The following is a 24,586-nucleotide window of genomic DNA, read 5'->3' on the forward strand; positions in this document are numbered from 1 at the left end:
GTTTTTCGGCCCGTGAATCACGCAACCAAACGGAAATCAATGGGTCCTGAGCCTAAGCTTGGGATGGGGCGTGTATTTGGAATCACCTGCCTTAGTCATTGGCCATATTGGCAAAACTGATTGCCTGAAGTACCCATTTGATTTGCATCGCATTTTGAAACCAAGGTCGGAGGACCTTGCATGGTGGCTTCGACCCAAATTGCAAAGTAACGGCACGAGGTTGGGACACCTCGATGGATCAATGGCTGATTGAGGGCACTATTAACTATTAGTTGCACACGTGACAGCCGCGACCCGATTGCTGAACGCAGCTCTGTCACTACGCCAACTCGCGATGTTATCGGGGTTGGTCGGCATGCTGCATAGCGCAAGTTATCGAGTGTTACATGCAGGCAGTTCCGAATGAAAACGACACGGTATTGCCTAAACCCAATCGAGCAAAATCGCGGCCTAAAGGCACAAAAACATAATCGCACCGCTAATTGTGGGCGCAAGAACGCGGCAAGGCGTCACGAAAGTGGTTGACTGATTTGGAGGCGAGTACCGGAATCGAACCGGTGTACACGGATTTGCAATCCGCTGCGTCACCACTCCGCCAACTCGCCTTTTCAAGTAAAATCAAATACTTGCCGTGGTGTGCGTGGGGTTTTAGCAGCTTTCCTCAGGGTCGTCCAGTGGATTGCGTGCAAATTTGGCGACAAGATTGAAATTCGCGGTACCTCATGACTGAATTCGACAACGATGAAGTTGGGTTGCGGCAACAGGGCCGTTGCTGGCCGGGTCAGGATGTGGCACAAGCCGGGCATCCTTGGGAATGAGACGAGATATCCAATGAAAGATTTCGCAGCCCGGCGCCGCACAATGGTTGATACACAGGTTCGACCCTCTGACGTCACCAAATTCCCGATCATTGACGCGATGCTGCACGTCCCTCGCGAAAACTTTGTGCCAAATTCTCAGCGTGAAGCGGCCTATGCCGATGCAGTGATCGATATGGGGAACGGGCGCGCGATGATTGAGCCGCGCACCCTGGCCAAGATACTGGATGCGCTGAACATTTCGAACGATGAGATGGTGCTCGATATCGCGCCTGCCATGGGATATTCCACGGCCGTGGCTGCGCGGATGGCGCAGTTGGTCGTAGGAGTGGAAAGCGACGAGGCGCTTGCCGCTGAGGCGCAGAGCCTTCTGGCCGAGGCGGATGTCGACAATGCCATTATCCATGTGGGGCCGCTTGAGCAGGGCGTTGCTGAACATGGACCGTATGACGTGATCATGGTTCAAGGCGGGGTTGAGCAGATCCCCGCAGAATTGCTGGACCAGCTCAAGGAACATGGTCGAATCGCTTGTTTGTTCGTCGAAGGCAACCTCGGCACTGTGCGGATCGGTCGGAAGTCGGGCGGTCAGGTCAGCTGGCGCGATGCGTTTAACGCCAGCGCACCTGTTCTTGAGGGTTTTTCGGCCGAGTGTGCATTTTCGCTATAGTCCGCCGATAGATTCTACTGCCGCCTTGATTAGTTGAAAACAAGGCCGCAAACTGCCTGCAGGGCAGTGTAATTTCGTTTTGAGAGGATTTCGGTATGCGTGGTACGGCGACAGGTAAGCTGGTCAGGGCGCTTGCAGTGACCGCAGGACTTGCCATCAGCGTGATGCCAGGGCGTGTAGCGTGGGCAGACAACATAACAGACGCCTTCATTGGCGCGTATAACACAAGTGGTTTGCTGGAACAGAACAGGGCGCTGTTGCGGGCTGCGGATGAAGATGTAGCTATTGCATTGTCGGCGTTGCGGCCCATCATCAACTGGACCGTGCAGGTCAGCCAGGACTATACCCGTTCACGGACTAACAATGTGGTTACGACCAACGAACCTTCTCGGTTCTTTACGGGTCTGACCCTGGGTCAGCTTTTGTATGATGGCGGCGCGTCGATTCTGGGCAAACAGTCTGCGCAGGAAACGGTGTTGTCGACCCGACAAAGCCTGATCGATATTGAGCAGCAGATTTTGATCCGCGCGGCAAACGCTTACTTGGGCGTGCTGCTGCAGGAAGAAACCGTTCAAATCCGCCAGAACAACGTCGAGGTTTCAGCTGAAGAACTCAGGGCGTCGAATGACCGATTTGAAGTTGGCGAAGTGACCCGGACAGACGTTGCCCTGTCCGAAGCGCAATTGGCGAGCTCGCAGGCGGATCTGGCGGTCGCCCGTGGTGAGTTGAGCATCGCGCAGGCCGAATATGTGAATGCGGTTGGTAAAGCGCCGGGGCGCACAGCGGGTCAGCCGAGCCTGCCCAACCTGCCGCGATCCGAGGCTGAGGCCATCAGCCTGGCCCAACGCAACCATCCGGCGATCCTGTCGGCGCAACATCAGGTTCGCGCTTTTGACCTGATCGTGGAGCAACAACGGGCCAATCTTGGTCCGAATGTCAGCCTGAACGCAGACGCAGGGGTGACAGAAAGCTACGACAACAATGATTACATCAACGATGCGACCATCTCGCTGAATTTCAATCAACCCATCTATGCGGGTGGCCGGTTAGCGGCGAATATTCGTCGGGCAATGGCGACACGGGATGCGTCGCGTGCAAACTTGCTGAATGTGCAGAAAAACATCACTCAAGGTGTCACCGATCGCTACGCGGCGTTTCAGGCCGCCAGTGCCAGCCTTAGAGCGTCAACGGAACGAGTTCGCGCCTCGCAAGTGGCTTTCGACGGCATTCGCGAAGAAGCGACATTGGGTGCTCGGACGACCTTGGATGTTTTGAACGCACAGCAAGACCTGCTGGACGCGCAGCTGGCCGAAGTGGCATCGCGCACCGAGCGGTCCCGCGCGGCCTATCAGTTGTTGCAAGCGCAAGGTTTGTTGACGGCCGAGCGCCTGGGTCTGGCGGTTCAGATCTATGATCCGACCTTGTACTATAACTTGGTGAAAAATGCACCAGCACGGGTCAGCAAACAAAGCAAGGATCTGGATCGTGTCCTCAAAGCGTTGCGTCGGGACTGATCGACTATACTATTTGTTGTGAGTTTGGGATTGTTTAGCTACACTCGATCCAAGGATAGAGCGGTAGAGAACAATGACTGATAATGTCGTAAAAGCAGGGATCGAAGACGTTCTGTCTTCGGTCAAACGTTTGGTAAGCGAAGACACCCGCAATAAATCCGTCTCGGATCAACAGCCTGCAACAAAAAAGCCAGGACGGCTGGTTTTGACGGATGCTTTGCGTGTCAGCTCATCCAATCAGGCCAATGGGGTTTCTGCTCAGGCCGACTCGGATTCTGAGGTTTCCGACTCGGCCAAACCTATGTTGCTTCGGTCCTGTGATATTGTGCAGGCGGGCAAGCAGCCGGCCAATGCTGCACAGGACGAGCCCGACGCGCCAAAGCCTGCGCGATCGGCGGATGCTGCATCCAGCCTGAGCGCCAAGATCGAAGCCCTGGAAGCTGCGATCGCGCAGACAGAAGATCAATGGGAACCGGATGGTGACAGCGAAGACGCCTATTCCGGAACGCGGTCGCAATCTTTGCCTTGGAATGTGGAAGAAGAATTTGCTGCAGCCGAGTCCATAGGTTCGAATGACGTCAACCTAACTGGCGGTATCGAGGAAGAGGGCGACGCACACGTAAAGGCAGAGTTCATCCGCGCGCCGCGGGAAGAATCCGAGGTGGTTGCAGAGGCTGCCGACAAAGATCGAACGATCGATATGGATGAAGAAGATTTGCGCGCTTTGATCGCTGAAGTTGTCCGGCAGGAATTGCAGGGCACGATGGGCGAGCGGATAACGCGAAATGTTCGCAAGATGGTCCGACGCGAGATTGCGCGCGCCTTGGCCGCAAAAGAACTGGATTGAACCTCAACCGCGCTGAGGCGGCTGGGCAAGGCTTAGCAGCAGATCAAGGTCCATGTGGCGTTCAAGATGATCTGCCAGATCGTCCAGCGCCTGTTCCACGCCGTCCTCATAAGTGACGTCAGAGGTCACGCCCAACTTTGAAAGATAACGTGCCCGGAACGCGTCGGACGAAAAGATGCCGTGCAGGTAACTGCCCTTGATCCGTCCATTGGCGCTGGCGGCACCTTCCGGTTTTCCATCGACCTCCAGCCACGCCCGGTCGCAATCAGAGCCGTTGGTGTGACCCATGTGGATTTCATACCCGCTGACCGGTTCCCGGTCAGGCAGGGCATGAGCCGAACGCAGAATGACTTGTTTCTGTCCGCCCATAACGGTGTGAACGTCCAGTAAACCCAACCCGTCGACCTTTCCGGGTCTGCCATCGACGCCATCTGGATCAGAGATGGTCTTGCCCAGCATCTGATACCCACCGCACAGTCCCAGAACATGCCCGCCACGCCGGACATGGCCGTAAAGATCGATATCCCACCCCTGCGCCCTGAAGTAAGTCAGATCCCCTATGGTGGACTTGCTGCCGGGCAGCAGAACCAGATCAGCGTCGCCGGGCAGGGGGCGTCCTGCGGGAATGATCTCAACGCTCACACCAGGCTCAGCTGACAGCGGGTCGAGGTCATCGAAATTGGCCATACGTTCGAGCTGAGGCACGACGACCTTGCACTTACCTCCGGTATGGGACCGAATGTCCATCATATCCTCGGCAGGCAATTTCCATGCGTCGTGAAACCATGGAACCACGCCCAAACACGGCCAGCCTGTGCGGACGGCAATGTCGTCGCGCCCTTCGTCGAACAAGGACACATCCCCTTTGAACCGGTTAACGGCAAAGCCCCGAATCTGGGCCAGATCGCCGTCGTCCAGCACGGCCTGCGTGCCGACGATCTGCGCGATCACGCCGCCGCGATGAATGTCACCGACCAGAACCACCGGAATACCTGCGGTACAGGCAAAGCCCATATTGGCGATATCACCCTTGCGCAGATTGGTTTCGGCTGGACTTCCCGCGCCTTCGATCAGGACCAGATCAGCATCTGCACAAAGCCGGTCGAAGCTTTCCAGCGCGGCCCCCAGCAGCTTGGACTTGTCCTTGCGGTAATCTCCGGCCTTCATAGTTCCCGCGCGCTGCCCTTGAACGATGATCTGCGCGCCGGTATCCGTTTCAGGTTTCAGCAGAATGGGGTTCATGTCGGTATGGGTCGCCCGCCGCGCTGCACGGGCCTGAAGCGCTTGCGCGCGGCCGATCTCGCCCCCGTTCTCGGTGACGGCTGCGTTGTTCGACATGTTTTGTGGTTTAAACGGAGCAACCCGCATGCCACGCCGGGTAAAGGCCCGCGCAAGCCCGGCCACAAGAACCGATTTTCCGACATTGCTGCCAGTGCCTTGAATCATGATGGCGCGAACCATGGTTTGTCTCCTATATGTCGGGGCGCAGATGACCTGATTTGAACCGGAAGGGAAAGCCCCGGATGAACACGCCAGCGCATCTTTTGATCGGTGCCGCCGCTTTTGCCCGGCCGCCGCAGGGGCGTATCCTGTTGGCCGCCTTGCTCGGGGCGGTGCTGCCGGATCTGTCTCTGTATCTCATGGCGGCGGTGTCGCTGTTTGTTCTGGGTATTCCGGAACAGGTGGTCTTTGGGCAACTGTACTATTCGCAGGCCTGGCAGACCGTCTTTGCCATCGACAACTCCTTTATCATCTGGGGGTGTGCACTGTTATTGGCAGTTTGGCGTCGCTGGCACTTTGTCGCTGTCGGGGCTGCGGCAGGTCTTTTGCATCTAGCGACAGACTTCTTCCTGCACGCCGGGGACGGACGACAGCAGTTCTGGCCGCTGAGCGATTGGGTGTTTCACAGCCCAGTCAGCTATTGGGACAGCAGCCATCACGCTTTGTGGGTGGCACCAGTTTCTGCGGCAGTGTGTTTGGCCGCTTATGTTGTGCTTTGGCAGCGTGGCCTGCCTGTTTGGGGCAGGGCCATGTTTGGTATCATGTTGGCGGCTGAAATTTGGGTGGCGCGCCAGTGGCTGTTGTTTTTTTAGGCGCAAAACCGCGAAACAAAGCAAAGAAAAACGCGCTCTGACGGGCAGAGCGCGTTTTTTCTGGTGCGAAATCGCCTGGGATCAGGCGGCTTCAGCCTGCTGAGCGGCATTGCGACGCTCGCTTTCTTCGCGTGACAATGCGACCGAGGTCCGCACGCCACGGCCAACGAACTCCATCAGTCCGCTGACAACCCGTTCGTTAGGGTCAATACCTGCGCAGGACAGCACCTCGCGCCCATCGCGCGAACGTGCCCAGCGGGCGATTTGTTCGGGGCCATTGCCGTATTTCTTGTCGTCGGCGATAGCATCGTCAAGTGCAGCCAACACAACGGCCGCGAAAAGTTTGCGCGCACGATTGCCTTGCTCGTTGTTAAAGGCAGTGCCGTCAACGAAATCTCTCATCTCGTCTTCCTTGTTGTTCTTGCTCTTGCATTTTCGGCGTGAGGGTCCTTATGACCTATTAGGTGCGATTCGGATACAGCTAAAATGCATAGTTGCGTTGCGTCACTTGCATGGCTTGCTGCAAGTGCAGCACTAGGTGTCGTTGTCTTGTCAGGTGTGGTCCCGCCAGATATAGGGACCGCAACTGATGCATCAACCGTTTGTGAAGGATTTATGTAATGCCCAAGATAAATGGGAACGAAATTCGCCCCGGCAATGTGCTTGAGCATAACGACGGCCTGTGGGCAGCGGTCAAGGTAGACCATGTAAAACCCGGCAAAGGCGGGGCATTTGCCCAAGTGGAACTGCGCAACCTGCGCAATGGCTCGAAATTGAACGAACGCTTCCGGTCAGCGGACAAGGTTGAACGCGTCCGCCTGGAACAGAAGGACCAGCAATTCCTGTACGAATCCGACGGGATGCTGGTGTTCATGGATACCGAGACCTACGAACAGATTGAATTGCCAGCAGATTTACTGGGCGAACGTCGTCCGTTCCTGCAAGATGGCATGACCATCGTCGTTGAATTCTACGAAAGCGAAGCGCTGAACGCGACGCTGCCGCAGAAAGTGACTTGCCAGATCGTCGAGACCGAGCCTGTCGTAAAGGGCCAGACGGCGGCAAATTCGTTTAAGCCTGCGGTACTGGACAACGGCGTGAAGGTCATGGTGCCGCCTTTCATCGGACAGGACGAAATGATCGTCGTGAATACCGAAACGATGGAGTATTCCGAACGCGCGTGACGTTTCGTCACTTTTTACAAGAGACCGCGCAGGCATTCGCCGCGCGGTCTTTTTTTATGCGTTAGGGCGATGACGATACCGTGTTGGGTCGGGTCCAAACAGTTCCAGCATCAGTTCATACTTGATGCGATTGGCGCTGACCTGGCGATAGAAAGCGATCAGAAATGCAGTCGGCCCCTGTATACGGCTAAGGCCACTGGCGGCGGCCACAACGGTGCCCACATCCGTTTTCCCCTGTAACACCAGATAACCGCCCAACATCAGAATGCCGACGGTTCCCGCTCCGTTGATCACGCTTAGCAGGAATTTGGCCGACAGTTTCCACAGGAACATACGTCGCCGCGTGTCATAAATGTCGTCAAACATAATGTTGATGTCCCGCTCAACCGCTTCCATATCCTCGGTCGTCAGCCGGTCTGTGGCGCCGCGCAGGATATGGACACGCTCTGCCACGAAAGTGTTCACTTTGCGTTGCGAAACCAGAACGATGATGATCTGCGGCACGATCATCGAGAAGGCGATCAGCCCAAGTCCCGGTTGCGTGGATGAAATATAGCCGATTACGCTTATCAGCGTACCGATCTGAACCACCGGATCCGAGAATGCGCCGCCCGCAAATTTCCCCAGTTCTTCGGCTTCGGCGGAAATGGCCGTGGTCATGGTGCCTTTGCGCAGGTCCGCGCCCGTTTCCTTCAGATCGGTTGAACGCCATAGCAGGCGCTGCCGGATCAGTCGGATCATGTCTTCACCTAAGGTACCCGCGCGGTACCCTAAAACCCATTTCAGCCCCAGGCTCAGCAGGATAACGGCCATCATACCAATACCCAATTGGATCAGCTTTTCAGTGCCGACATCATCCGCCGTCAGATGGTTGACGATATCGCGTTGAAACTCCAGCGGAACGGCGGCAAGCGCCGCAATGGCGATGGACAGTACGATAAGGATGATCTGCCGTCCGGCACTGGCGCGCCAGATCGCGGAATATAGTCGAAACATGGGTGTATCCGGTTTGACCTGTTTCCCTCAGTTTGGCAGGGCTGGGGAACAGGTTCAAACTTGGGGATGTGTGTCGACGAGGAGTTCGTGCTGATTAGGCAACAAGCGGTACTTAGTCGGTAAGTCGCACCGTCGCCTCGCCCGCCTGCATTTCGCCGCCTGCGCGGTCGAAACGCAAATAGGCGATGGCGTGGCCCCCAGATTGAGTGAACAGGGTGCCGGCCGATTTGCCGTTGGCTGTGATCTCGGTCCCCACGGGCGCGGTGCCGTCGACAACAACGCGACGCAGGCCCTTACGCAATTCGGTCTTGTGCTTCATGCGCGCGGTCACTTCCTGACCTACATAGCAGCCCTTTTTGAAATCCACGCCGTTCAGCGCTTCGAACCCAGATTCGAGGATATAGCTGTCCTGGGTCAGCTCAGTACCCGCTTCGGGAATGCAGTGCTGAACGCGCAGGGCATCGAAATCGGTGCCATCATCCTGTTCGGGTGCCGCAGAATACATACGCCAGCCCAAGGCAGGGTGCCGCGGGTCGGGCAACGCGTTCTCTGGCGCGCAACCTGACCCGCGGTGCAGGTTCAGGTCGGTGCTTTCGATCGCCACATCTGCACGCAGCTTGTACATGCTCAGACGTTTGATCAGATCATCGGCAAGGTGCTCGGCCACATCCAGCAGAACGCCATCGCCATCGCGCTTGAGGAAGAAGTCTGCCAGATACTTGCCTTGCGGCGTCAACAGCGCGGCATAAACAAGCCCGTCATTTAAACCCTGAATGTCATTGGTGATCAGGTCCTGCAAAAAGCTTTCGGTGTCCGAGCCGGTCAGGCGCAGGATGCGGCGGGTGGGCATGGCTTGGTCCTCGTCATTTCCCTTGGCCTCGTGATATAGGAAGATCCGCCGCCAAGACCAGAGGGTATCAGACGTGCCAGCCCCGATCTCTGTTGTTATTCCGACCCTGAACGCTGCCGATGCCTTGCCCGAATGCCTTGGGGCATTGATGGAAGGGCTGCACGCCGGGCTAATCCGGGACCTAATCATAAGCGATGGCGGGTCTGCCGACCTAACACTGGAAATCGCGGAAGAGGCCGGAGCCCGGATTGTGACAGGTACGCCTTCGCGCGGCGGGCAGTTGCGACGGGGTTGCGCAGAGGCTGGTGGGGATTGGCTGCTGATCCTGCATGCTGACACCGTATTGGAAAGCGGCTGGAGCGAGGCGGTGAGCGCCCATCTATCCAGCACAGGACCTGCGGCTTTCCGGTTGGCTTTCCGAGCGCGGGGTATTGCGCCGGGATGGGTCTCGGGCTGGGCCAATCTGCGCAGCCGGGTTTTCAGGCTGCCGTATGGGGATCAGGGGCTTTTGGTGCCACGCGAAATCTATCACGCTGCAGGCGGCTATCCCGACCAACCTTTGATGGAGGACGTGGCGCTGGTACGTAGTTTACCCCGGATCACACTTCTGGATGCGCGGGCCTTTACGAGCGCGGAGCGGTATGAGCAGGCGGGCTGGATTCGGCGGGGTAGTCGGAATCTGTGGACTCTGCTGCGTTATTTTCTGGGGACGGATCCGCAGGTGTTGGCGCAGGCGTATCGGCGATAAGTGTCGTACGCAGCTCGACCAGCGATTTCCCCAACCGAAACGGGGCCGCAAAGCTGACAAGGCAAAGGGCCACGATTTGCAGAACCAGTATATGAGCATTGGCCTGCAAATATTCCCATTCGTCTTTCAATTTGCCGACCTGATCGATCAGATCATCATAGCTTTGGGCCAGGATCAGGTAGTCCCCGGCAATGGCTGGTACTTTCCGGCGCATGTTGTCGATAGCGGTCTGCGTTTCGTCGTCCAGCGAGGTGAAGACCAGAAACTGGTCGATATCGAAGGCGTCAGCCTGCGCGGCAGCGCTGCGCATTTCATCCATGTCATCCTTGGCTTGACGTCCGAACAGGAAATGCAGGCCTTGTAATGGGGCGACCTCATTGGTGACGGCAATGAACAACGGCAATTCTGAATTGCTGGCCGTTGAAGCCGACAGGAACTCGACCTTGTCGCACAAAACGGCCGTGTCCGGATCAAAGGCAGGATCACAAAAGCGCAGGCGAAACCGTGCCGCGTCGCGATCAAAAGCCAGAGTGGCCGCATAGGCCACGTCGATCTGACGATCCAACCGAGAGCTGTCCGAGGTGTACAGCCCGGCCAGAACAGCGACCAGCGCCCCAATGCCGCCCAGAACGACCCAAACCAGGTCGGCCAGCTTCCAAGCCCGATGCCCCGCCGGTTTGCGGAACAGAAATGCCGTTCCGATCGATCCCACTACAAAAAACAGAATCAGCAAAGGCAGTTGGTTGTCGGTCACAAAACTCATGAATTCGATCTTAGGACCTGACCTGCGTCCTGCAACAGGGATCACGGGCAGTTGTAACATCTTACCGGATGCTCATACTGACCGAAGAGCCACGGGAGATTTCGATGACAAAAGAAATTGTTCTGATTCATGGGGCATTTGCCGGACCCTGGTGTATGCAAGATTACGCGACCTTCTTTCGGGATCGCGGATGGACTGTACACACCCCCGCCTTGCGCCATCATGGCGGTGATCCGAAAGCAGACCCTGACCCCGGGCTGACTGAAACCAGCGTGTTGGATTATACCAATGACATAACGGAATTTGTACAGGGTCTGGACAGCAAGCCGGTTCTGCTGGGTCACGCCATCGCGGGTGTTGTTGCGCAGCAGGTGGCCTCACGCGGTTTGGCCAGCGCTATTGTTTTGATTAACCCTAATGCGCCCTGGGGCACGTTGCCTGAAACCGACGACGAACGCGCCGTGCCGCGGGCGTTGATGGAAGGCGGGGCCTTCTGGAAACAGCCCATGCGGGTTGAGTTCGACCTGATGGCGCCCTTTGCCCTAAATAAAATGGACGTGGCCCAGCAACACGCCGTGTTCGATCAATTGGGGGCTGAAAGCGGGCGCGTGATGTTCGAAATGTTCTTTTGGATGTTTGATGACGATCACGCGATAAAGGTCGATTTCGAAAAGGTCGACTGCCCGGTTCTAGTCGTTTCCGGTGCAGAAGACCGGGCGGTAAACCCCGACACCTGCCGCGCATTGGCAGAGCGGTACGGGAAACGCGGAACCTTTTTGCTGATTCCGGACCACGCACATTTTCTGTTTTTGGAGCCGGGCTGGCAGGGGCCTGCTGAGCAAATCGAAAGCTGGCTTGGTCAACAGCCCATGTGAAACCGGGTTGACAAAAATCGGCGTTTTGGCCGAGATCGCGCCAAGTGAATAGGGCCAGAGACCCTTTTTGCGCATAGTATCTGCGGGAAAGGTCCGGGCATGACCCTGTTTGTCATCCTTATCATTCTGTCTGCGGCACTGCTGCATGCGGTCTGGAACGCCATCGTCAAGACAGCGGCGGATCGCACGACGATGTTGGGCCTTGTTGCTTTGGGCCACGTGTTGCCGGCAGCCGTGATGGTGATGGTCCTGCCATTGCCCAGTGCTGAAAGCTTTATCTACATCTTGCTCTCAACCGTTGTGCATTTCGGGTATTACTTCATGCTTGGCAAAGCCTATCAGCATGGCGATCTGAGTGTGGTCTACCCAATTGCGCGGGGCATCGTTCCGGCGCTGGTTTCACTGTGGGCGATGGTTCTGGTGGGCGAGGTGCTGCCATTGCAGGCATGGGTTGGCATTGCCCTGATTGCATTTGGCATTCAGCTAAGCAGTTGGAAGGCGCTGCGCTCGGGCGTGGGTCGCAGCGCGTTGGGCTTTGCGCTGGGCACCGGGTTCTGTATTTCGATCTACTCGGTTGTGGATGGGATCGGCGTTCGGCTGTCAGGCAATACGCTCAGCTATTGGGCCTGGGGGGCTTTCCTGCATCTTTTCATTGCAGGCTTTGTCGGGATTAAGAAGCGCGCAACCTTGAGATACCTGCCGACCAAGGTCTGGATAACAGGTATTCTGGGCGGGCTGGTTTCGATGACCGCCTATGGGCTGGTGCTGTATGCCAAGAACTTTGCGCCGCTCGGCGCGGTCTCGGCGCTGCGGGAAACCTCGGTCATCTTTGCTGCGCTGATCGGGTTCATCTTCCTCAAGGAAGGCAATTGGATACGACGGCTGGGCGCTGCCGTACTTATGGCCATGGGAGTCGCACTGATCGGTCTTGCTGTCTGATCAGGAGCGCAGCGCTTAGTTGTTGGTCGAGAACGTGCTCTGCGGTCTCCATTTCAGGGTCCCGTCGCTTTCACGGTGACAACGCAGCAAGCGTTCCTGAACTGTGCTGACCGTAGAGGTCACGGTGTTGTCGCCGACCATAAGAACAAAGGCGTCTTCGGAATAGGCTAAGCCTTCGTAATAGCAAAACCGGGTCTCGGCCCCGTCGGGGATCGGTGAAGCCAGACTCAACGTCTGCTGCGCCACAGCTTGCGAGGCCAAGACTGCAAAAGCCAGTCCAAAGGTCAGTGTTTTCATATCATCCTCCCGTCCTGCAAATCTTTGTCGGCTTAGATATACCGGACGCCCGGACCTCAAGTCAGTGTCGTTATGATAAGGTAAGTTTAACGGGATCAAAGGCTTAGGAAAAGACAAATTGCCAGCGGCACTTTTTGCCGTCGGGCCAAAGCCCATGTGCGGACCTTGGCAACCCGGTTTTATTCGGCAAGCGTAAGTTCGAGTTACTGTGACGCGGCTTCGGACTGCAGCTCTCGGAAATAGCTGATTGTCGCTTCCAACCCTTCTTTCAACTGCACCTTGGGTTCCCAGTTCAGCAAGGTCCGGGCCAGAGTGATGTCGGGCTGGCGTTGCTTGGGGTCATCCTGCGGAAGGTCCTTGAAACTGATCGGTGTGTCGGTGCCCACAAGCGCCTGAACCTCACTGGCCAGCTCGTTCATCGAGAATTCATTGGGATTGCCCAGATTGACCGGGCCGGTGACGTCTTTGTCGGTCTCCATCAACCGGATGAACCCTTCGATCAGATCATCCACATAACAGAAAGACCGGGTTTGTGTACCGTCGCCAAAGATCGTGATCGGCTCACCCGTCAGGGCCTGCATGATGAAGTTCGACACGACGCGCCCATCGGCGGGGTGCATTCTGGGGCCATAGGTGTTGAAGATGCGGGCCACCTTGATCTCTAACCCCATCTGACGGTGATAGTCGAAGAACAACGTCTCGGCGCAGCGTTTGCCCTCGTCATAGCACGAGCGTGGACCAACCGGGTTGACGTTGCCCCAATAGTCTTCGGTCTGCGGATGGATGGTCGGGTCGCCATAAACCTCAGAAGTTGAGGCCTGAAAGATCTTGCATTTCAGACGTTTCGCCAGCCCCAGCATGTTGATCGCGCCATGCACGCTGGTCTTGGTCGTCTGCACCGGGTCGTGCTGGTAATGCACGGGCGAGGCCGGGCAGGCGAGGTTATAGATCTCGTCCACTTCCACAAACAGCGGGAAGGTCACATCGTGGCGCATGAACTCGAACCGCGGGTTGTTGTGCAGATGGTCAATGTTGCGCTTGGTGCCGGTGAACAGGTTGTCGACGCACAAAACCTCATGCCCCTGATCCAGAAGCCGGTCGCACAGATGCGAGCCCAGAAACCCGGCCCCACCGGTTACGAGAACACGTTTTCGACTGTCATAAAGGCGGGCCATTGCAAATCCTTAATCGTTAAATCCAAGCCAGCTTGTCACAGGGAAGCCGGGTCTTGGTTTGATTAGTAAACCGAAGATGTTTGAATTGCAGTAGATTTTGGTTTTTTGAGGGCGCGTGTGGTGTTGGTGTGTCTTCTGTCTAGCAAACATTTAACTTGGGCGTGTTCAGTGCATTTTCCAAGTTTCGAAATACCAGTTTTAATTTGATGCAATTCGGGTAAACAAAAGTTGGTTTTCGTACGCAATCTCAACTTCTTTGAAAATGTCAAATACTGCCTCAGCATTGAGTAAACCAACTCTAAAAGGTGGGCAAACTGTAGCGGGATTTGTGCTTTCAATTCCAAGTTGTTTTTGCCGCTCGCGCGCGTCGTTAGCAAGCCGTAAGTTGTTCTGCGAGAATACTTGATCAAACGCTCCGCTTGCTTTCTCGCGCAAAATGCAAATGCTCTCCAAGCAAGCCTTTGCTAGACTTTCGACGTGTTTTTGAGCTTTTTCAGGTGGTGGCAAGTACCCATCGTGTGCGCATTTGTTACGAGTCTTCCTAACTTTATCTATAAACTTCAAGTCAATCGGCAAATGGCTAGCGTTTTGAGTAGCCCATAATTCGGACGCGAGAAGATAGGCACCAATGTTCCGTTCGGCTGTATTGGTTGATTTGTCTATCCGTTCTAAGCTTTCGAACGTTGTTTCTTTCGTTGCGGCCATAACCTTGGTAGCAAAGTTCAAGAATAGCTCGATTGCTGTAACCGATAAAATTACCGCTTCCGAGTAAGCTTCGTTGTGCAAAGCTAAAAGCGATTTCTCAAAAAAGACTTCGAACTTTTCACCTTGCAAGATGAGAAAGGTTTTTTCAGAACTGGATGGGCAGGTCGTTTCATAAAACCCGGGCGCTGTAACAGAGGCCAACTCCCTGTGCCCACATGGTATTCCTGTTGCTGCTTGGCATGCCATGCAACTAATCAGGATTTTCATCTTAGGCCTCTAAACATCCAACTCCTCCACAAACCGCGCGTTCTCCTGAATATATTGGAACCGCAGTTCGGGCTTCTTACCCATCAGGCGCTCGACCAGATCGCCGGTCTCGCCGGGTTCGTCCTCGTCGATGGTGACCCGGATCAGTTTGCGGGATTTGGGGTCCATCGTGGTCTCTTTCAGGTCCTTGGCATCCATCTCGCCCAGACCTTTGAAACGCGATACGTCGATCTTGCCCTTGCCGCCGAGACCTTTCTCAAGCCACTCGTCGCGCTCGGCCTCATCCAGACAATAAACGCGTTTGGCGCCTTGGGTCAGGCGGTACAGAGGCGGGCAGGCGAGGTACAGGTGGCCCGCGTCGATCATCGGGCGCATCTGGGTAAAGAAGAACGTCATCAGCAGCGAGGCGATATGCGCCCCGTCCACATCCGCGTCGGTCATGATGATGACCTTGTCATAGCGCAGGTCGTCGACGTTGAATTTGGTGCCAAGACCCACACCCAGCGCTTGGGTCAGATCGTTGATCTCGGCGTTGGTGCCCAGTTTCGAACTGGCCGCGCCCAGCACGTTCAGAATCTTACCGCGCAGGGGCAGTAGGGCCTGCGTTTTTCGGTCCCGACCCATTTTTGCCGAACCGCCCGCAGAATCGCCCTCGACGATGAATAATTCCGTGCCGTCCCGTGTTGAACTACTACAGTCCACCAACTTGCCGGGAAGACGAAGTTTCTTAGTGGCGGACTTGCGTTGTGTTTCCTTCTCGGCCCGTCGGCGCAGGCGTTCCTCAGCTCGCAGGATGAGGAAATCCAGGATCGCGCCGGCGGATTTCGTGTCGGCGGCCAACCAGTTGTCGAAATGGTCTCGGACCGAGTTTTCGACCAGCCGCTGGGCCTCGACCGTGGCCAGACGGTCTTTGGTCTGGCCTACGAATTCCGGTTCGCGGATAAAGCAAGATACCAGCGCGCAGCCGCCGGTGATCAAGTCATCGCGAGTGATCTGACCGGCCTTCTTGTTGTTGATCAGTTCTCCGTAAGCCTTGATCCCCTTTAGGATCGCGGCCCAGAACCCCGCCACATGGGTGCCGCCTTCGGGCGTGGGGACGGTGTTACAGTAGGACTGGATGAACCCGTCGCGCGAGGGCGTCCAGTTGATCGCCCACTCGACCTTGCCGGGCGTGCCGAATTTTTCGTTGAAATCCACGGTACCTGCAAAGGGCTGCTCGGCATAGGTGGACGAGCCGTTCATCGTCTCTTTCAGATAATCCGAAAGGCCGCCGGGGAAGTGAAAGGTCGCCTCGGTCGGTGTTTCACCGTCGTCGATGGCGGATTTCCAGCGGATTTCGACGCCCGAGAACAGGTAGGCCTTGGAGCGGATGGATTTGAACAGGCGTGCGGGTTTGAACTTGTGGTGGCCGAAAATGTCAGGATCGGCGTGGAAGGTCACCATGGTGCCGCGCCGGTTGGGGGCCGCGCCGACCTTTTCCACGGGGCCCAGCGGCACACCGCGCGAGAACCGCTGTTCGAACAGCGTCTTGTCGCGCGCCACCTGCACGACCATTGAATCCGACAGCGCGTTCACCACCGAGGCACCCACACCGTGCAGGCCGCCCGAGGTCTGATACGCCTTGCCCGAGAACTTACCACCCGCGTGCAGGGTGCACAGGATGACCTCAAGCGCGGATTTGTCAGGGAACTTGGGGTGCGGATCGATCGGAATGCCGCGCCCGTTGTCGCGCACGGTCAGCGCGTAATCCGCGTGCAGTTCGACCTCGATCCGGTTGGCATGGCCCGCCACAGCCTCGTCCATCGAATTGTCGAGGATTTCAGCCACCATATGATGCAGCGCGCGCTCATCGGTGCCGCCGATATACATGCCGGGGCGTTTGCGGACCGGTTCCAGCCCTTCAAGCACCTCGATCGAGGAGGCGTCATAGGTATTGGTCGCTTCGGGCGTCAACAGATCGTCGGGCATATGGGCTGCTCTTGTTTTTGAGTTTCTCCCATTATGGCAGGTGATGTGGTCCGGGGGAAGAGGGGCGCGAGGTGTTGTGGAAGCATTGGGTTGCGCTGGGCACCAAACGGACTCATTGCTGTGCTTGCGACGCCTGGCTTTGCTTTTGACAGCGCTGCAGGATTTGACGGCCGTTCGTCTAATCGCTCATACTTTTGAGAACGCGTTGATAGAACGCGCCTTGTGCATCCTCACCAATAGGTCCCTCGACCCATTCCCGGTCCAAATTCAGTGCTCTTGCGGGTACGATTTGCCGGGCTATTTCGGGCGGTGTGGTTTCGCCAGACGTTCCACCTTCCCAGTCGTGAAAGGCTGACGAATACCGCACGACGGCTCCACTCGTTGGTAAATCGAGCAAGCCGCCTTCGGCAAAGAACGTCAAACCGTCGCCCATTTCTTCCCCGATGAGTTTGAGTCGATGTCCCAAACGATGTTTCAGGATGGCTACAAACACGATCGCTGCGGAGAACGTGAATTTATCGACAAGCACCACAACCTGCTCAATTTCGCTTTGCGAAATCGCCTCGATCAAGGGCATCGCCATAAGAAAATTGCCGCCGGTGTTTCCGCGAACGTCAATTAAGAGCGTTTTGTTTGAGCAGGCTCTCACGCGGTCCGCTGCACCTGAGATGGCTTTAGGAAGTGCAGTTTCACTAGGATCAAAGAAACTTGGCAACTGAATCGAAAGCCCAAGCCCTTGCCAGTCCTTTATCGCTACGAAGGTTTCGGGTTCCCAGGCGGGATCAGTTTTGCCGTGCTCGTTTCTGGGGTAGAGCGACGAGGCAGGAACAGTATTTCTGTTCGCCATTTTCAGATTGGTTATCTGCCCATTTTTGTCCTGCACACGATACTCGGTCGTCGCGTCTTTTGCAGAAAAACCCAAACGGTCCAATGCGTATGGCCAAGCCAGAAGAAGCGGTCCGACGACCTGTTTTCTTTGGGACGTCCCCGCCAGAAATTTCTCTGCCGCGGCTTCGATTTGGCTCAAAGCCGCACCGTTGACTGCTATCAACTCTCCTCGCGGTGCAGTTACTCCTGGTGCCGTCCCACTGACTTGAACGGAACGCCCGACACAAACGAACCTCAGTGGTAGCACCGAGATCGCATCATTGGGGATCAGCCGTGTGTGACCATTGTTTGGAAGTGCCAACAGGCGCATCGCGGACAACAAAAAAGCGTCAATGGAGCCCGCCAAAGCGCATCGCCGGCAGTCATTGATGCAGCTGTCTATTACAGCCTCATTGACCCGCAGAAAGCTGGGATCGGTTGGCAGGACAGTTTCCAAAATTAGCTTCAAGTCTTGCGTCAGAGGCATGAATGACACTGCGCATGAACGCTCATCTATGTCCAGATTGGGCTCATCGTCGTGATTTGCCGAATTCGTCTCGCCACCAGCTCAAAGCGCTCATAGTCTCTGGCCATCAAACAAACACTTCAACAGGACCCCAAATGAGCTGGATCAAAACCATCCCCTTCGCTGAGGCCACGGGCAGGCTGCGCAAACTCTACGACCGTGTGACAGGCCCAGACAACAATGTGGACAACATCATGATGGCGCACAGCCTGCGGCCGCATTCGATGGAAGGCCATATGGCGATCTACAAAGCAGTGCTGCATCACTCGGGCAACAAGATCCCGAAATGGTTTCTTGAGGTCCTGGGCGTGTGGGTGAGCTCTCTGAACCGTTGCGGTTACTGCGTGGAACATCATTTTGCCGGCTTACAGCGGTTACTTGGCGATGAAGCGAAAGGCGAAGCGATCCGGGCGGCGATTGAGGCGCGCGATCCGGCTGCTGCTCCGCTGGATGCAGCGCAGCTGGCTGCCATGATCTATGCCCGTAAACTGACCGAAACGCCGGGGGATATGGTCGAGGCGGATGTGATCGCCCTGCGCGAGGCCGGATGGGACGACGGAGAGATCCTTGAGGTCAATCAGGTCTGTTCGTACTTCTCTTATGCAAACCGGACAGTTCTGGGGTTGGGATGTTCAACCGATGGCGACGAATTGGGTTTGTCGCCGAACAATTCTGACAACCCCGACGATTGGGGGCATCGTTAAGACACTAGAAAGGTCAGGCCGTTTGGACCCAATCCAGAATGGCCTGTGCAACGTCCTGCGGTTTTTGGTGATGTAGCCAGTGGTCAGTGCCAGGAAACGTGACACGGGTCAGGTCGGGCGCGAAGGTTTCCAAACCTTCGGTTGCCTCGGGTAAAAGGGCTTTGTCATCCGGTCCCCAAAGCAACAAATGCGGACATCGGACGTGCAGTCGATCAAAGGGTAGATCCGGCAGGTCTGTTGCGGGAAGCCCCGGCTGAGCGACAACCAGTGGAGAGGCGCGATACCAGTTCAGCATCGCCTCTAGCCGGTCTGGTCGCGCCCATTCGACTCGGTATTCGGCCATCCGGCTTTCGATCAGCCAATCCAGTCCCATGCCGTGGCGAAAGAACCTTTCAAGCAATGCAAAGTTGTTTTCGGACAATTTTTGCGCTGCATCGGGCGCCCGCAGTTGGTTGATGTATTGCGAGGCCTCTGATTGCGCACCGCCTGCGGCCATGGCGCGTTGAAACGGAACCGGATGCACGCCGTTGGCTATGATAAGTTGCCTCACGAGATCTGGCCGATACATTGCAAGGCCATAGGCCACCGACGCGCCCCAGTCATGACCTAGTATGGTAAACGGTGCACCGTGGCTCTGAATCAAAGCGGCCATGTCGGACACCAGTTGAGATAGGGCATAGCTCTGCACCCCTTCAGGGCACCAGCTTTGGCCATATCCACGTTGGTCCGGTGCAATGCAGTAGAAGCGATCCGCCAGATAAGGGGCGAGATCCGCCCACGCGCCGCCGAATTCCGGGAAACCATGCAGCATCAAAAGCGGTGGCGCTTCCGGTTTGCCCCAAGTTCGGACGTAAAATGGCTGGCCATTGAGGTTGGCAAAAGATGTGTGCATCGGAACCTCTGATCCGCTGAGGAATTTATGGGTTTTTGAGGCATCAATTTGACACCAATCAAAGCGGATATTCGGCGTTTCTGCTAGCCCTCATTCAGGACAGCAGAAAAAGGATAAGTTGTATGGAAGCCATTGCTCCGGTCGAAGCAAAATCCCCTCAGATCAAAGCCGTAGAGGTCGAGGCGGCAAACGCGGCAGAACCCAGCCCCGAAAAGATCCGGCAGGCGTTCGAAAGCGGAAAATACCCCTATGGCCGCAAGATGGCGCGGTCGACCTATGAGGCGCAGAAGGCAAAGCTGCAGGCGGAGCTTTTGAAGGTTCAGCTATGGGCGCAGGACACGGGGCAGCGTTTTGTTTTGTTGTTCGAAGGCCGCGATGCCGCTGGCAAGGGCGGTACGATCAAACGGTTTATGGAACACCTGAATCCGCGTCAGGCGCGTGTGGTCGCTTTGAACAAACCGACCTGGGAAGAAAAGGGGCAGTGGTACTATCAGCGCTACCTTCAGGAACTGCCGACGGTTGGGGAAATTGTGTTCTATGACCGGTCTTGGTACAACCGCGCGGGTGTTGAGCGGGTGATGGGATTCTGCTCGCCTAACGAGTATCTGGAATTCATGCGCCAGACGCCGGAACTGGAACGGATGCTGGTGCGCTCGGGTATTCAGCTGTACAAGTACTGGTTCTCGGTCACGCAGGAAGAGCAGCAGCGCCGTTTCAAAAGCCGCGAGACCGATCCTCTGAAGCAGTGGAAGTTGTCGCCGATCGACAAGGCCAGCCTCAGCAAATGGGACGACTATACCGAGGCGAAAGAGGCGATGTTCTTTTATACAGACACCGCAGACGCGCCATGGACGATCATCAAGTCGAATAACAAGAAACGCGCGCGCCTGAATTGTATGCGTCATTTCCTGTCGACGCTGGATTACCCAGGCAAGAACTTGAACGTAGTGGGGGAGCCTGATCCATTGATCGTTGGACAAGCCCACCACGTCATCCACCGGTCCGAGCATATTCTGGGCGCAACATTGCATCCGGATGCCCGCTAATCCTCAACGCGCCCGTTTTTAATCGTGAGGCGGGCGCTATAGTCTCATAGTGAAATTTTATTGATCCGCTCTTGTCCCGCACCAAGCCCGCGCATATGGCTGGTGCAATGACAAAAGTGATGACATACCCCGCCCATTTTCGGGCGATTGCCGTGCTTGGCTTACCGCTGGTCGGTGGCCATCTGGCGCAGTTTGCCATCGGTTTGACCGATGCCATCATGCTGGGTTGGTACGGCGTCGAGGCTCTGGCTGCGGTCACGTTGGCCAGCAGCTATTACTTTGTGCTGTTTTTGTTTGGGGCCGGGTTCGGCTGGGCGGTCATGCCAATGGTTGCCACTGCTGCGGCGGAAGGGGACGAAACCAGTATTCGACGCTCGACCCGCATGGGGCTTTGGCTGTCGTTGCTGTACGCGGTAGTGGTCATGCCGTTGCTGTGGTGGTCATATCCAATCCTGATCGCCATGAAGCAGGAGCCGCAGGTTGCTGAAACAGCATCCGAGTATTTGCGCGTAGCTGGTTGGGGGTTGTTTCCGGCCCTTATCGTGATGGTGCTCAAATCCTACCTTGCGGCCTTGGAGCGCACGCAAATTGTGTTGTGGATCACAGTCGTGGCGGCATTTGTGAACGCGGTGACCAACTATGCGCTGATCTTCGGCAATTGGGGCGCACCGGAATTGGGTGTGATGGGTGCAGCAATCGCCTCAATCGCGACGCAGGTCGTTTCGCTAATCGCTGTTGTCATCTACGTTGTTCGAACACTGCCGGAACACAGCCTTTTTCAGCGTTTCTGGCGACCGGATTGGGAGATGTTCGCCAGTGTATGGAAGCTTGGGGTCCCGATTGGCCTGACCACGTTGGCCGAGGTGTCGCTGTTTGCAACATCGGCTGTGATGATGGGTTGGTTGGGGCAGGTTCCGCTGGCGGCGCATGGAATCGCGCTGAACCTCGCGTCGGCCACTTTCATGGTGCATCTGGGGTTGTCAAATGCGGCCACCATCCGGGCCGGAAATGCGCTTGGACGTCGGGATCGGGCGCATCTGGAGAAAGGCGCAATTGCGGTGACGGGCATGTCGCTGGTTATGTCTGTTTTCACAGTCATCCTGTTTCTGACCTGTGCTGAACCATTGATTTCCCTGTTCATGGAGGCGGATGATCCCCAGCGTGGACAAATCCTGGCCATTGGAACCGGGTTGTTGGCGATGGCAGCTTTGTTTCAACTGGTCGATGGGGCGCAGGTCATTGCGCTGGGCCTGCTGCGCGGGTTGCAGGATGCCAAGATTCCCATGGTCATGGCAGCGCTCAGCTATTGGGTCGTTGGAATCCCGGCGTCGTACTATTTTGGTTTTGTCCGTCAGATGGACGGCATCGGTGTCTGGCTTGGGCTGGTGCTCGGTCTGGCCTTCGCAGCCGTATTGTTGATGGCCCGGTTCTGGATGCACTCGGTTCGTCAAATGCCCGCAGCGGCTGAGCCTGCTTAATCCTTGCTCAGCCGGTCTGCCTTTTTACGAACCAGGACGGTGCGCAGGTCATGCATTGCCATAAGCAACCTGTCAGTCACGTCTTCCAATTGCGCGTCAGTTGCCTTGGACTGAGCCCATTGTGTGGTCAGGTTCAGGTAGTCCACGGCGCGGTGTATGTCGTCGATATCGCGCTGGGCCAACAAGGCCCGGCGCTCTTGCATCCACCGGTCGATTTCAGCGTGATCCTGGTCTGAAAGTGTTCGCTGTCCTTGCGGTTTGACGTCGCCATTTCGGATATTGATGACCGCAATCTGGTCCATCTCAATTCGACGTTGGCGATTTTCCGTATCGACCCGAAACACTGCAGCCCCGTTTTCACGGATGCGAAAGTAATATTCGGGAAGATCGGCAGACATGGTCACCTCAAGGAAGCACAGAAACGCTGAATGCGGCTGCAAGCCTCGGTCAGCGCCGCATCGGACGTAGCGTAGCTGACCCGGAAATTTGGCGAAAGACCAAAGGCAGCGCCGAAGACAATGGCAACATCTGCCTCTTCCAACAGGGCAGTAGCAAAAGCTTCGTCCGTGTCGATGACCGTTCCGGCAGGAGTTGTTTTACCAATCAGCCCGGCGATTGAGGGATAAACATAAAACGCACCCTCCGGCGTCGGGCAGGTGATGCCGTCGATCTCGTTCAGCATCCGCACGACAAGATCGCGGCGGCGTTTAAACATCTCGTTATTTGGGGCCAGAAATTCCTGCGTGCCGTTCAACGCCTCAACCGCTGCCCATTGGCTGACCGTACAGGGGTTCGACGTGGATTGAGACTGGATTTTGCGCATCGCCGCGATGATCTCGACCGGACCTGCGGCATAGCCGATGCGCCAACCCGTCATCGCATACGCTTTGGAAACCCCGTTGCAGGTGAGCGTCCGGTCATACAGGCGGGGCTCCACTTCGGCGGGGGTGCAGAATTCAAACCCGTCATAAGCAAGGTGCTCATACATATCGTCCGACATGATCCAGACATGGGGATGGCGCATCAAAACATCTGTCAGCTCTTTCAGCTCTTCACGGCTATAGCCCGCACCGGTGGGGTTCGATGGAGAGTTAAAGATAAACCATTTGGTTTTTGGCGTGATCGCTGCTTCAAGCTGATCGGCAGTCAGTTTGAAATTGGTTTGCAGCGACGTTTCCGCAATCACCGGCGTACCACCCGCCAGCAAGACCATATCTGGATAGCTGACCCAGTAAGGGGCGGGGATTACGACCTCATCACCCTCATTCATCGTGGCCATCAGAGCGTTGTACAGCGTCTGCTTGCCACCGGTGCCTACCGAGATTTGCGCAGGCGCATAGTCCAGCCCATGATCACGCTTCATCTTGGCGCAAGCTGCCTGTTTCAGCTCGGGGATACCGTCGGGTGCGGTGTACTTGGTCTTTCCTGCTGCGATGGCCGCAACGGCTGCGTCTTTTATGTTCTGTGGCGTGTCGAAATCTGGCTCACCCGCGCTGAGGCCGATAACGTCTCGCCCGGCGGCCTTCAATTCGGCTGCTTTTGCCGTCATGGCGATGGTGGGCGATGGTTTGACGCGTGACAGTGTCGCAGAAAGGAAACTCATAGTCGGCCTCGGTTTGTATGTTCAACCCGACTGTCATAGGGTGCGCCTGAAAGACGTTCAAGTTGTATAGAAACTCTGAATTGGAGACCCAAGTGACTGATGAAAACGACTGGTATGGTCCGGATTCTGCGACATTTGGGGATCGCCTGGCAGGGGCGCGCGAAGCTGCGGGCATGACACAGGTGCAATTGGCGCGTCGACTTGGGGTAAAAAAGGCAACTGTTTCCGATTGGGAAAACGATCTGTCCGAGCCTCGGGCGAACCGCTTGTCGATGATGGCCGGGATGGTCAACGTGTCGATCATGTGGCTTCTGACCGGTGAAGGCGAAGGCATGGATGCTCCGGTCGAAGAAGGTGAAGGCGGCATGGAGTTGTCTACCGCAGTCGCTGAGTTGCGCGCCATTCGCGGGGAAATGCGCGCCTGCGCCGAGCGTGCGGCGCGGCTTGAGAAGAAAATGCGCCTGATGTTGGAGCAGAAGCATTGAGCGAACCCCGGGAGGTGCGGATCAAACGTATGAAAATGCGCTCGATGCGGCGTGGAATCAAGGAAATGGATATTATCCTGTCGGCCTATGCAGATCGCAATCTCGCCGACATGGACGACGCTGGGTTGGATGTCTTTGACGCGCTGCTTCATGAAAACGATCAGGATCTTTATCAATGGGTGACAGGGCAGGTGCCGCCGCCTCAAAAGTTCGCAGATCTTGTGTCGAACATCGCGCAAACTTTTCAGAAGTAAGGGACATTCCAACTTAACTGAATTT

General features: G+C 56.3%; 25 protein-coding genes and 1 tRNA gene. 13 read left to right on the forward strand and 13 right to left on the reverse strand.

The window, feature by feature from the left end:
* Positions 1-531 precede the first annotated feature (531 nt).
* Positions 532-605: transfer RNA gene (locus tag GOV89_RS00005), tRNA-Cys, on the reverse strand.
* Between the two features lie 226 nt (positions 606-831).
* Here GOV89_RS00005 and GOV89_RS00010 point away from each other — a divergent pair.
* From GOV89_RS00010 to GOV89_RS00020, 3 genes are all read left to right on the forward strand, one after another.
* Positions 832-1,485 carry a protein-L-isoaspartate O-methyltransferase gene (locus GOV89_RS00010; protein ID WP_171177471.1) on the forward strand — a complete coding sequence of 218 codons (654 nt, stop codon included), beginning with the start codon at positions 832-834 and terminating at the stop codon, positions 1,483-1,485.
* Positions 1,486-1,580: 95 nt separating this feature from the next.
* The gene (locus GOV89_RS00015; RefSeq protein WP_171177469.1) at positions 1,581-2,999 is read left to right on the forward strand and encodes a TolC family outer membrane protein; all 1,419 of its coding nucleotides are present in this window, start codon (positions 1,581-1,583) and stop codon (positions 2,997-2,999) included.
* A gap of 73 nt (positions 3,000-3,072) precedes the next feature.
* On the forward strand, positions 3,073-3,846 hold the full coding sequence (locus GOV89_RS00020) for a hypothetical protein (RefSeq protein WP_171236522.1): 774 nt from the start codon (positions 3,073-3,075) through the stop codon (positions 3,844-3,846).
* Between the two features lie 3 nt (positions 3,847-3,849).
* On the opposite strand, the gene GOV89_RS00025 is transcribed toward GOV89_RS00020, so the two are convergent.
* Entirely contained in the window at positions 3,850-5,307 is a 1,458-nt protein-coding gene (locus tag GOV89_RS00025; RefSeq protein ID WP_171237147.1) for a cobyric acid synthase, read from the reverse strand.
* Between the two features lie 62 nt (positions 5,308-5,369).
* On the opposite strand from GOV89_RS00025, the gene GOV89_RS00030 reads away from it, so the two are divergent.
* Positions 5,370-5,939 carry a cobalamin biosynthesis protein CobQ gene (locus tag GOV89_RS00030; RefSeq protein ID WP_171237148.1) on the forward strand — a complete coding sequence of 190 codons (570 nt, stop codon included), beginning with the start codon at positions 5,370-5,372 and terminating at the stop codon, positions 5,937-5,939.
* An 81-nt stretch (positions 5,940-6,020) separates the two neighbouring features.
* Here the strand turns inward: GOV89_RS00030 and GOV89_RS00035 are convergent, their stop codons facing one another.
* Positions 6,021-6,341, reverse strand: a complete 321-nt coding sequence (locus GOV89_RS00035; protein ID WP_037310273.1) for a DUF6280 family protein — start codon at positions 6,339-6,341, stop codon at positions 6,021-6,023.
* 218 nt (positions 6,342-6,559) lie between these two features.
* On the opposite strand from GOV89_RS00035, the gene efp reads away from it, so the two are divergent.
* Positions 6,560-7,123 (forward strand): elongation factor P, encoded by a 564-nt coding sequence (gene efp / locus GOV89_RS00040; RefSeq protein WP_171177461.1) that lies wholly within the window; start codon positions 6,560-6,562, stop codon positions 7,121-7,123.
* Between the two features lie 54 nt (positions 7,124-7,177).
* Here efp and GOV89_RS00045 read toward each other — a convergent pair whose 3' ends face one another.
* Both GOV89_RS00045 and GOV89_RS00050 read right to left on the reverse strand, forming a co-directional pair.
* Entirely contained in the window at positions 7,178-8,119 is a 942-nt protein-coding gene (locus tag GOV89_RS00045) for an ABC transporter transmembrane domain-containing protein (RefSeq protein ID WP_171177459.1), read from the reverse strand.
* A 112-nt stretch (positions 8,120-8,231) separates the two neighbouring features.
* Positions 8,232-8,969 (reverse strand): folate-binding protein YgfZ, encoded by a 738-nt coding sequence (locus GOV89_RS00050; RefSeq protein ID WP_171177457.1) that lies wholly within the window; start codon positions 8,967-8,969, stop codon positions 8,232-8,234.
* Positions 8,970-9,042: 73 nt separating this feature from the next.
* On the opposite strand from GOV89_RS00050, the gene GOV89_RS00055 reads away from it, so the two are divergent.
* The 3 genes from GOV89_RS00055 (at position 9,043) to GOV89_RS00070 (ending at position 12,294) form a co-directional block, all read left to right on the forward strand.
* Positions 9,043-9,717 carry a TIGR04283 family arsenosugar biosynthesis glycosyltransferase gene (locus tag GOV89_RS00055; RefSeq protein ID WP_171237149.1) on the forward strand — a complete coding sequence of 225 codons (675 nt, stop codon included), beginning with the start codon at positions 9,043-9,045 and terminating at the stop codon, positions 9,715-9,717.
* A gap of 867 nt (positions 9,718-10,584) precedes the next feature.
* Complete coding sequence (locus GOV89_RS00065) at positions 10,585-11,355, forward strand: alpha/beta hydrolase (RefSeq protein ID WP_171237150.1); 771 nt, start codon at positions 10,585-10,587, stop codon at positions 11,353-11,355.
* A 99-nt stretch (positions 11,356-11,454) separates the two neighbouring features.
* Positions 11,455-12,294 (forward strand): DMT family transporter, encoded by an 840-nt coding sequence (locus GOV89_RS00070; RefSeq protein WP_171237151.1) that lies wholly within the window; start codon positions 11,455-11,457, stop codon positions 12,292-12,294.
* A gap of 15 nt (positions 12,295-12,309) precedes the next feature.
* Here GOV89_RS00070 and GOV89_RS00075 read toward each other — a convergent pair whose 3' ends face one another.
* The 5 genes from GOV89_RS00075 to GOV89_RS00095 all read right to left on the reverse strand — a co-directional run bounded on the left by GOV89_RS00075 (position 12,310) and on the right by GOV89_RS00095 (position 17,733).
* Positions 12,310-12,591: a hypothetical protein gene (locus tag GOV89_RS00075; protein WP_171237152.1), complete on the reverse strand. Its 282-nt coding sequence runs from the start codon at positions 12,589-12,591 to the stop codon at positions 12,310-12,312.
* A gap of 203 nt (positions 12,592-12,794) precedes the next feature.
* Positions 12,795-13,766 carry a UDP-glucuronic acid decarboxylase family protein gene (locus GOV89_RS00080; RefSeq protein ID WP_171237153.1) on the reverse strand — a complete coding sequence of 324 codons (972 nt, stop codon included), beginning with the start codon at positions 13,764-13,766 and terminating at the stop codon, positions 12,795-12,797.
* A 198-nt stretch (positions 13,767-13,964) separates the two neighbouring features.
* On the reverse strand, positions 13,965-14,738 hold the full coding sequence (locus tag GOV89_RS00085) for a hypothetical protein (RefSeq protein WP_171237154.1): 774 nt from the start codon (positions 14,736-14,738) through the stop codon (positions 13,965-13,967).
* Between the two features lie 9 nt (positions 14,739-14,747).
* Positions 14,748-16,706 carry a DNA topoisomerase IV subunit B gene (parE, locus tag GOV89_RS00090; RefSeq protein ID WP_171237155.1) on the reverse strand — a complete coding sequence of 653 codons (1,959 nt, stop codon included), beginning with the start codon at positions 16,704-16,706 and terminating at the stop codon, positions 14,748-14,750.
* Positions 16,707-16,884: 178 nt separating this feature from the next.
* Positions 16,885-17,733: a peptidase S41 gene (locus tag GOV89_RS00095; protein WP_254451480.1), complete on the reverse strand. Its 849-nt coding sequence runs from the start codon at positions 17,731-17,733 to the stop codon at positions 16,885-16,887.
* 461 nt (positions 17,734-18,194) lie between these two features.
* Here GOV89_RS00095 and GOV89_RS00100 point away from each other — a divergent pair, with 461 nt between their 5' ends.
* On the forward strand, positions 18,195-18,803 hold the full coding sequence (locus GOV89_RS00100) for a carboxymuconolactone decarboxylase family protein (RefSeq protein WP_171237157.1): 609 nt from the start codon (positions 18,195-18,197) through the stop codon (positions 18,801-18,803).
* A 13-nt stretch (positions 18,804-18,816) separates the two neighbouring features.
* Here GOV89_RS00100 and GOV89_RS00105 read toward each other — a convergent pair whose 3' ends face one another.
* Complete coding sequence (locus GOV89_RS00105; RefSeq protein WP_171237158.1) at positions 18,817-19,695, reverse strand: alpha/beta fold hydrolase; 879 nt, start codon at positions 19,693-19,695, stop codon at positions 18,817-18,819.
* Positions 19,696-19,817: 122 nt separating this feature from the next.
* On the opposite strand from GOV89_RS00105, the gene ppk2 reads away from it, so the two are divergent.
* Both ppk2 and GOV89_RS00115 read left to right on the forward strand, forming a co-directional pair.
* Positions 19,818-20,741 (forward strand): polyphosphate kinase 2, encoded by a 924-nt coding sequence (ppk2, locus tag GOV89_RS00110; protein WP_171237159.1) that lies wholly within the window; start codon positions 19,818-19,820, stop codon positions 20,739-20,741.
* Between the two features lie 107 nt (positions 20,742-20,848).
* Complete coding sequence (locus GOV89_RS00115; RefSeq protein WP_171237160.1) at positions 20,849-22,219, forward strand: MATE family efflux transporter; 1,371 nt, start codon at positions 20,849-20,851, stop codon at positions 22,217-22,219.
* Here GOV89_RS00115 and GOV89_RS00120 read toward each other — a convergent pair.
* Both GOV89_RS00120 and GOV89_RS00125 read right to left on the reverse strand, forming a co-directional pair.
* On the reverse strand, positions 22,216-22,617 hold the full coding sequence (locus tag GOV89_RS00120) for a hypothetical protein (RefSeq protein WP_171177431.1): 402 nt from the start codon (positions 22,615-22,617) through the stop codon (positions 22,216-22,218). The genes GOV89_RS00115 and GOV89_RS00120 overlap by 4 nt on opposite strands.
* Before the next feature lie 2 nt (positions 22,618-22,619).
* Positions 22,620-23,822 carry a pyridoxal phosphate-dependent aminotransferase gene (locus GOV89_RS00125; RefSeq protein ID WP_171177429.1) on the reverse strand — a complete coding sequence of 401 codons (1,203 nt, stop codon included), beginning with the start codon at positions 23,820-23,822 and terminating at the stop codon, positions 22,620-22,622.
* Between the two features lie 92 nt (positions 23,823-23,914).
* Between GOV89_RS00125 and GOV89_RS00130 the strand changes: the two genes are divergently transcribed.
* Together GOV89_RS00130 and GOV89_RS00135 are read left to right on the forward strand one after the other, a co-directional pair.
* The gene (locus GOV89_RS00130) at positions 23,915-24,307 is read left to right on the forward strand and encodes a helix-turn-helix transcriptional regulator (RefSeq protein ID WP_171177427.1); all 393 of its coding nucleotides are present in this window, start codon (positions 23,915-23,917) and stop codon (positions 24,305-24,307) included.
* Positions 24,304-24,561, forward strand: coding sequence for a succinate dehydrogenase assembly factor 2 (locus tag GOV89_RS00135; protein ID WP_171236801.1), 258 nt, complete (start codon positions 24,304-24,306; stop codon positions 24,559-24,561). Before GOV89_RS00130 ends, GOV89_RS00135 begins: the two co-directional genes overlap by 4 nt.
* Positions 24,562-24,586 lie beyond the last annotated feature (25 nt).

Origin of the sequence: Ruegeria sp. HKCCA5763 (assembly GCF_013034545.1) — a bacterium.
Lineage (GTDB): Bacteria > Pseudomonadota > Alphaproteobacteria > Rhodobacterales > Rhodobacteraceae > Ruegeria.

Coding starts and splice junctions, on each gene's coding strand:
- GOV89_RS00010 (WP_171177471.1), top strand. CDS start 832: ATGAAAGATTTCGCAGCCCGGCGCCGCACAATGGTTGATACACAGGTT.
- GOV89_RS00015 (WP_171177469.1), top strand. CDS start 1,581: ATGCGTGGTACGGCGACAGGTAAGCTGGTCAGGGCGCTTGCAGTGACC.
- GOV89_RS00020 (WP_171236522.1), top strand. CDS start 3,073: ATGACTGATAATGTCGTAAAAGCAGGGATCGAAGACGTTCTGTCTTCG.
- GOV89_RS00025 (WP_171237147.1), bottom strand. CDS start 5,307: ATGGTTCGCGCCATCATGATTCAAGGCACTGGCAGCAATGTCGGAAAA.
- GOV89_RS00030 (WP_171237148.1), top strand. CDS start 5,370: ATGAACACGCCAGCGCATCTTTTGATCGGTGCCGCCGCTTTTGCCCGG.
- GOV89_RS00035 (WP_037310273.1), bottom strand. CDS start 6,341: ATGAGAGATTTCGTTGACGGCACTGCCTTTAACAACGAGCAAGGCAAT.
- efp (WP_171177461.1), top strand. CDS start 6,560: ATGCCCAAGATAAATGGGAACGAAATTCGCCCCGGCAATGTGCTTGAG.
- GOV89_RS00045 (WP_171177459.1), bottom strand. CDS start 8,119: ATGTTTCGACTATATTCCGCGATCTGGCGCGCCAGTGCCGGACGGCAG.
- GOV89_RS00050 (WP_171177457.1), bottom strand. CDS start 8,969: ATGCCCACCCGCCGCATCCTGCGCCTGACCGGCTCGGACACCGAAAGC.
- GOV89_RS00065 (WP_171237150.1), top strand. CDS start 10,585: ATGACAAAAGAAATTGTTCTGATTCATGGGGCATTTGCCGGACCCTGG.
- GOV89_RS00070 (WP_171237151.1), top strand. CDS start 11,455: ATGACCCTGTTTGTCATCCTTATCATTCTGTCTGCGGCACTGCTGCAT.
- GOV89_RS00075 (WP_171237152.1), bottom strand. CDS start 12,591: ATGAAAACACTGACCTTTGGACTGGCTTTTGCAGTCTTGGCCTCGCAA.
- GOV89_RS00080 (WP_171237153.1), bottom strand. CDS start 13,766: ATGGCCCGCCTTTATGACAGTCGAAAACGTGTTCTCGTAACCGGTGGG.
- GOV89_RS00085 (WP_171237154.1), bottom strand. CDS start 14,738: ATGAAAATCCTGATTAGTTGCATGGCATGCCAAGCAGCAACAGGAATA.
- parE (WP_171237155.1), bottom strand. CDS start 16,706: ATGCCCGACGATCTGTTGACGCCCGAAGCGACCAATACCTATGACGCC.
- GOV89_RS00100 (WP_171237157.1), top strand. CDS start 18,195: ATGAGCTGGATCAAAACCATCCCCTTCGCTGAGGCCACGGGCAGGCTG.
- GOV89_RS00105 (WP_171237158.1), bottom strand. CDS start 19,695: ATGCACACATCTTTTGCCAACCTCAATGGCCAGCCATTTTACGTCCGA.
- ppk2 (WP_171237159.1), top strand. CDS start 19,818: ATGGAAGCCATTGCTCCGGTCGAAGCAAAATCCCCTCAGATCAAAGCC.
- GOV89_RS00115 (WP_171237160.1), top strand. CDS start 20,849: ATGACAAAAGTGATGACATACCCCGCCCATTTTCGGGCGATTGCCGTG.
- GOV89_RS00120 (WP_171177431.1), bottom strand. CDS start 22,617: ATGTCTGCCGATCTTCCCGAATATTACTTTCGCATCCGTGAAAACGGG.
- GOV89_RS00125 (WP_171177429.1), bottom strand. CDS start 23,822: ATGAGTTTCCTTTCTGCGACACTGTCACGCGTCAAACCATCGCCCACC.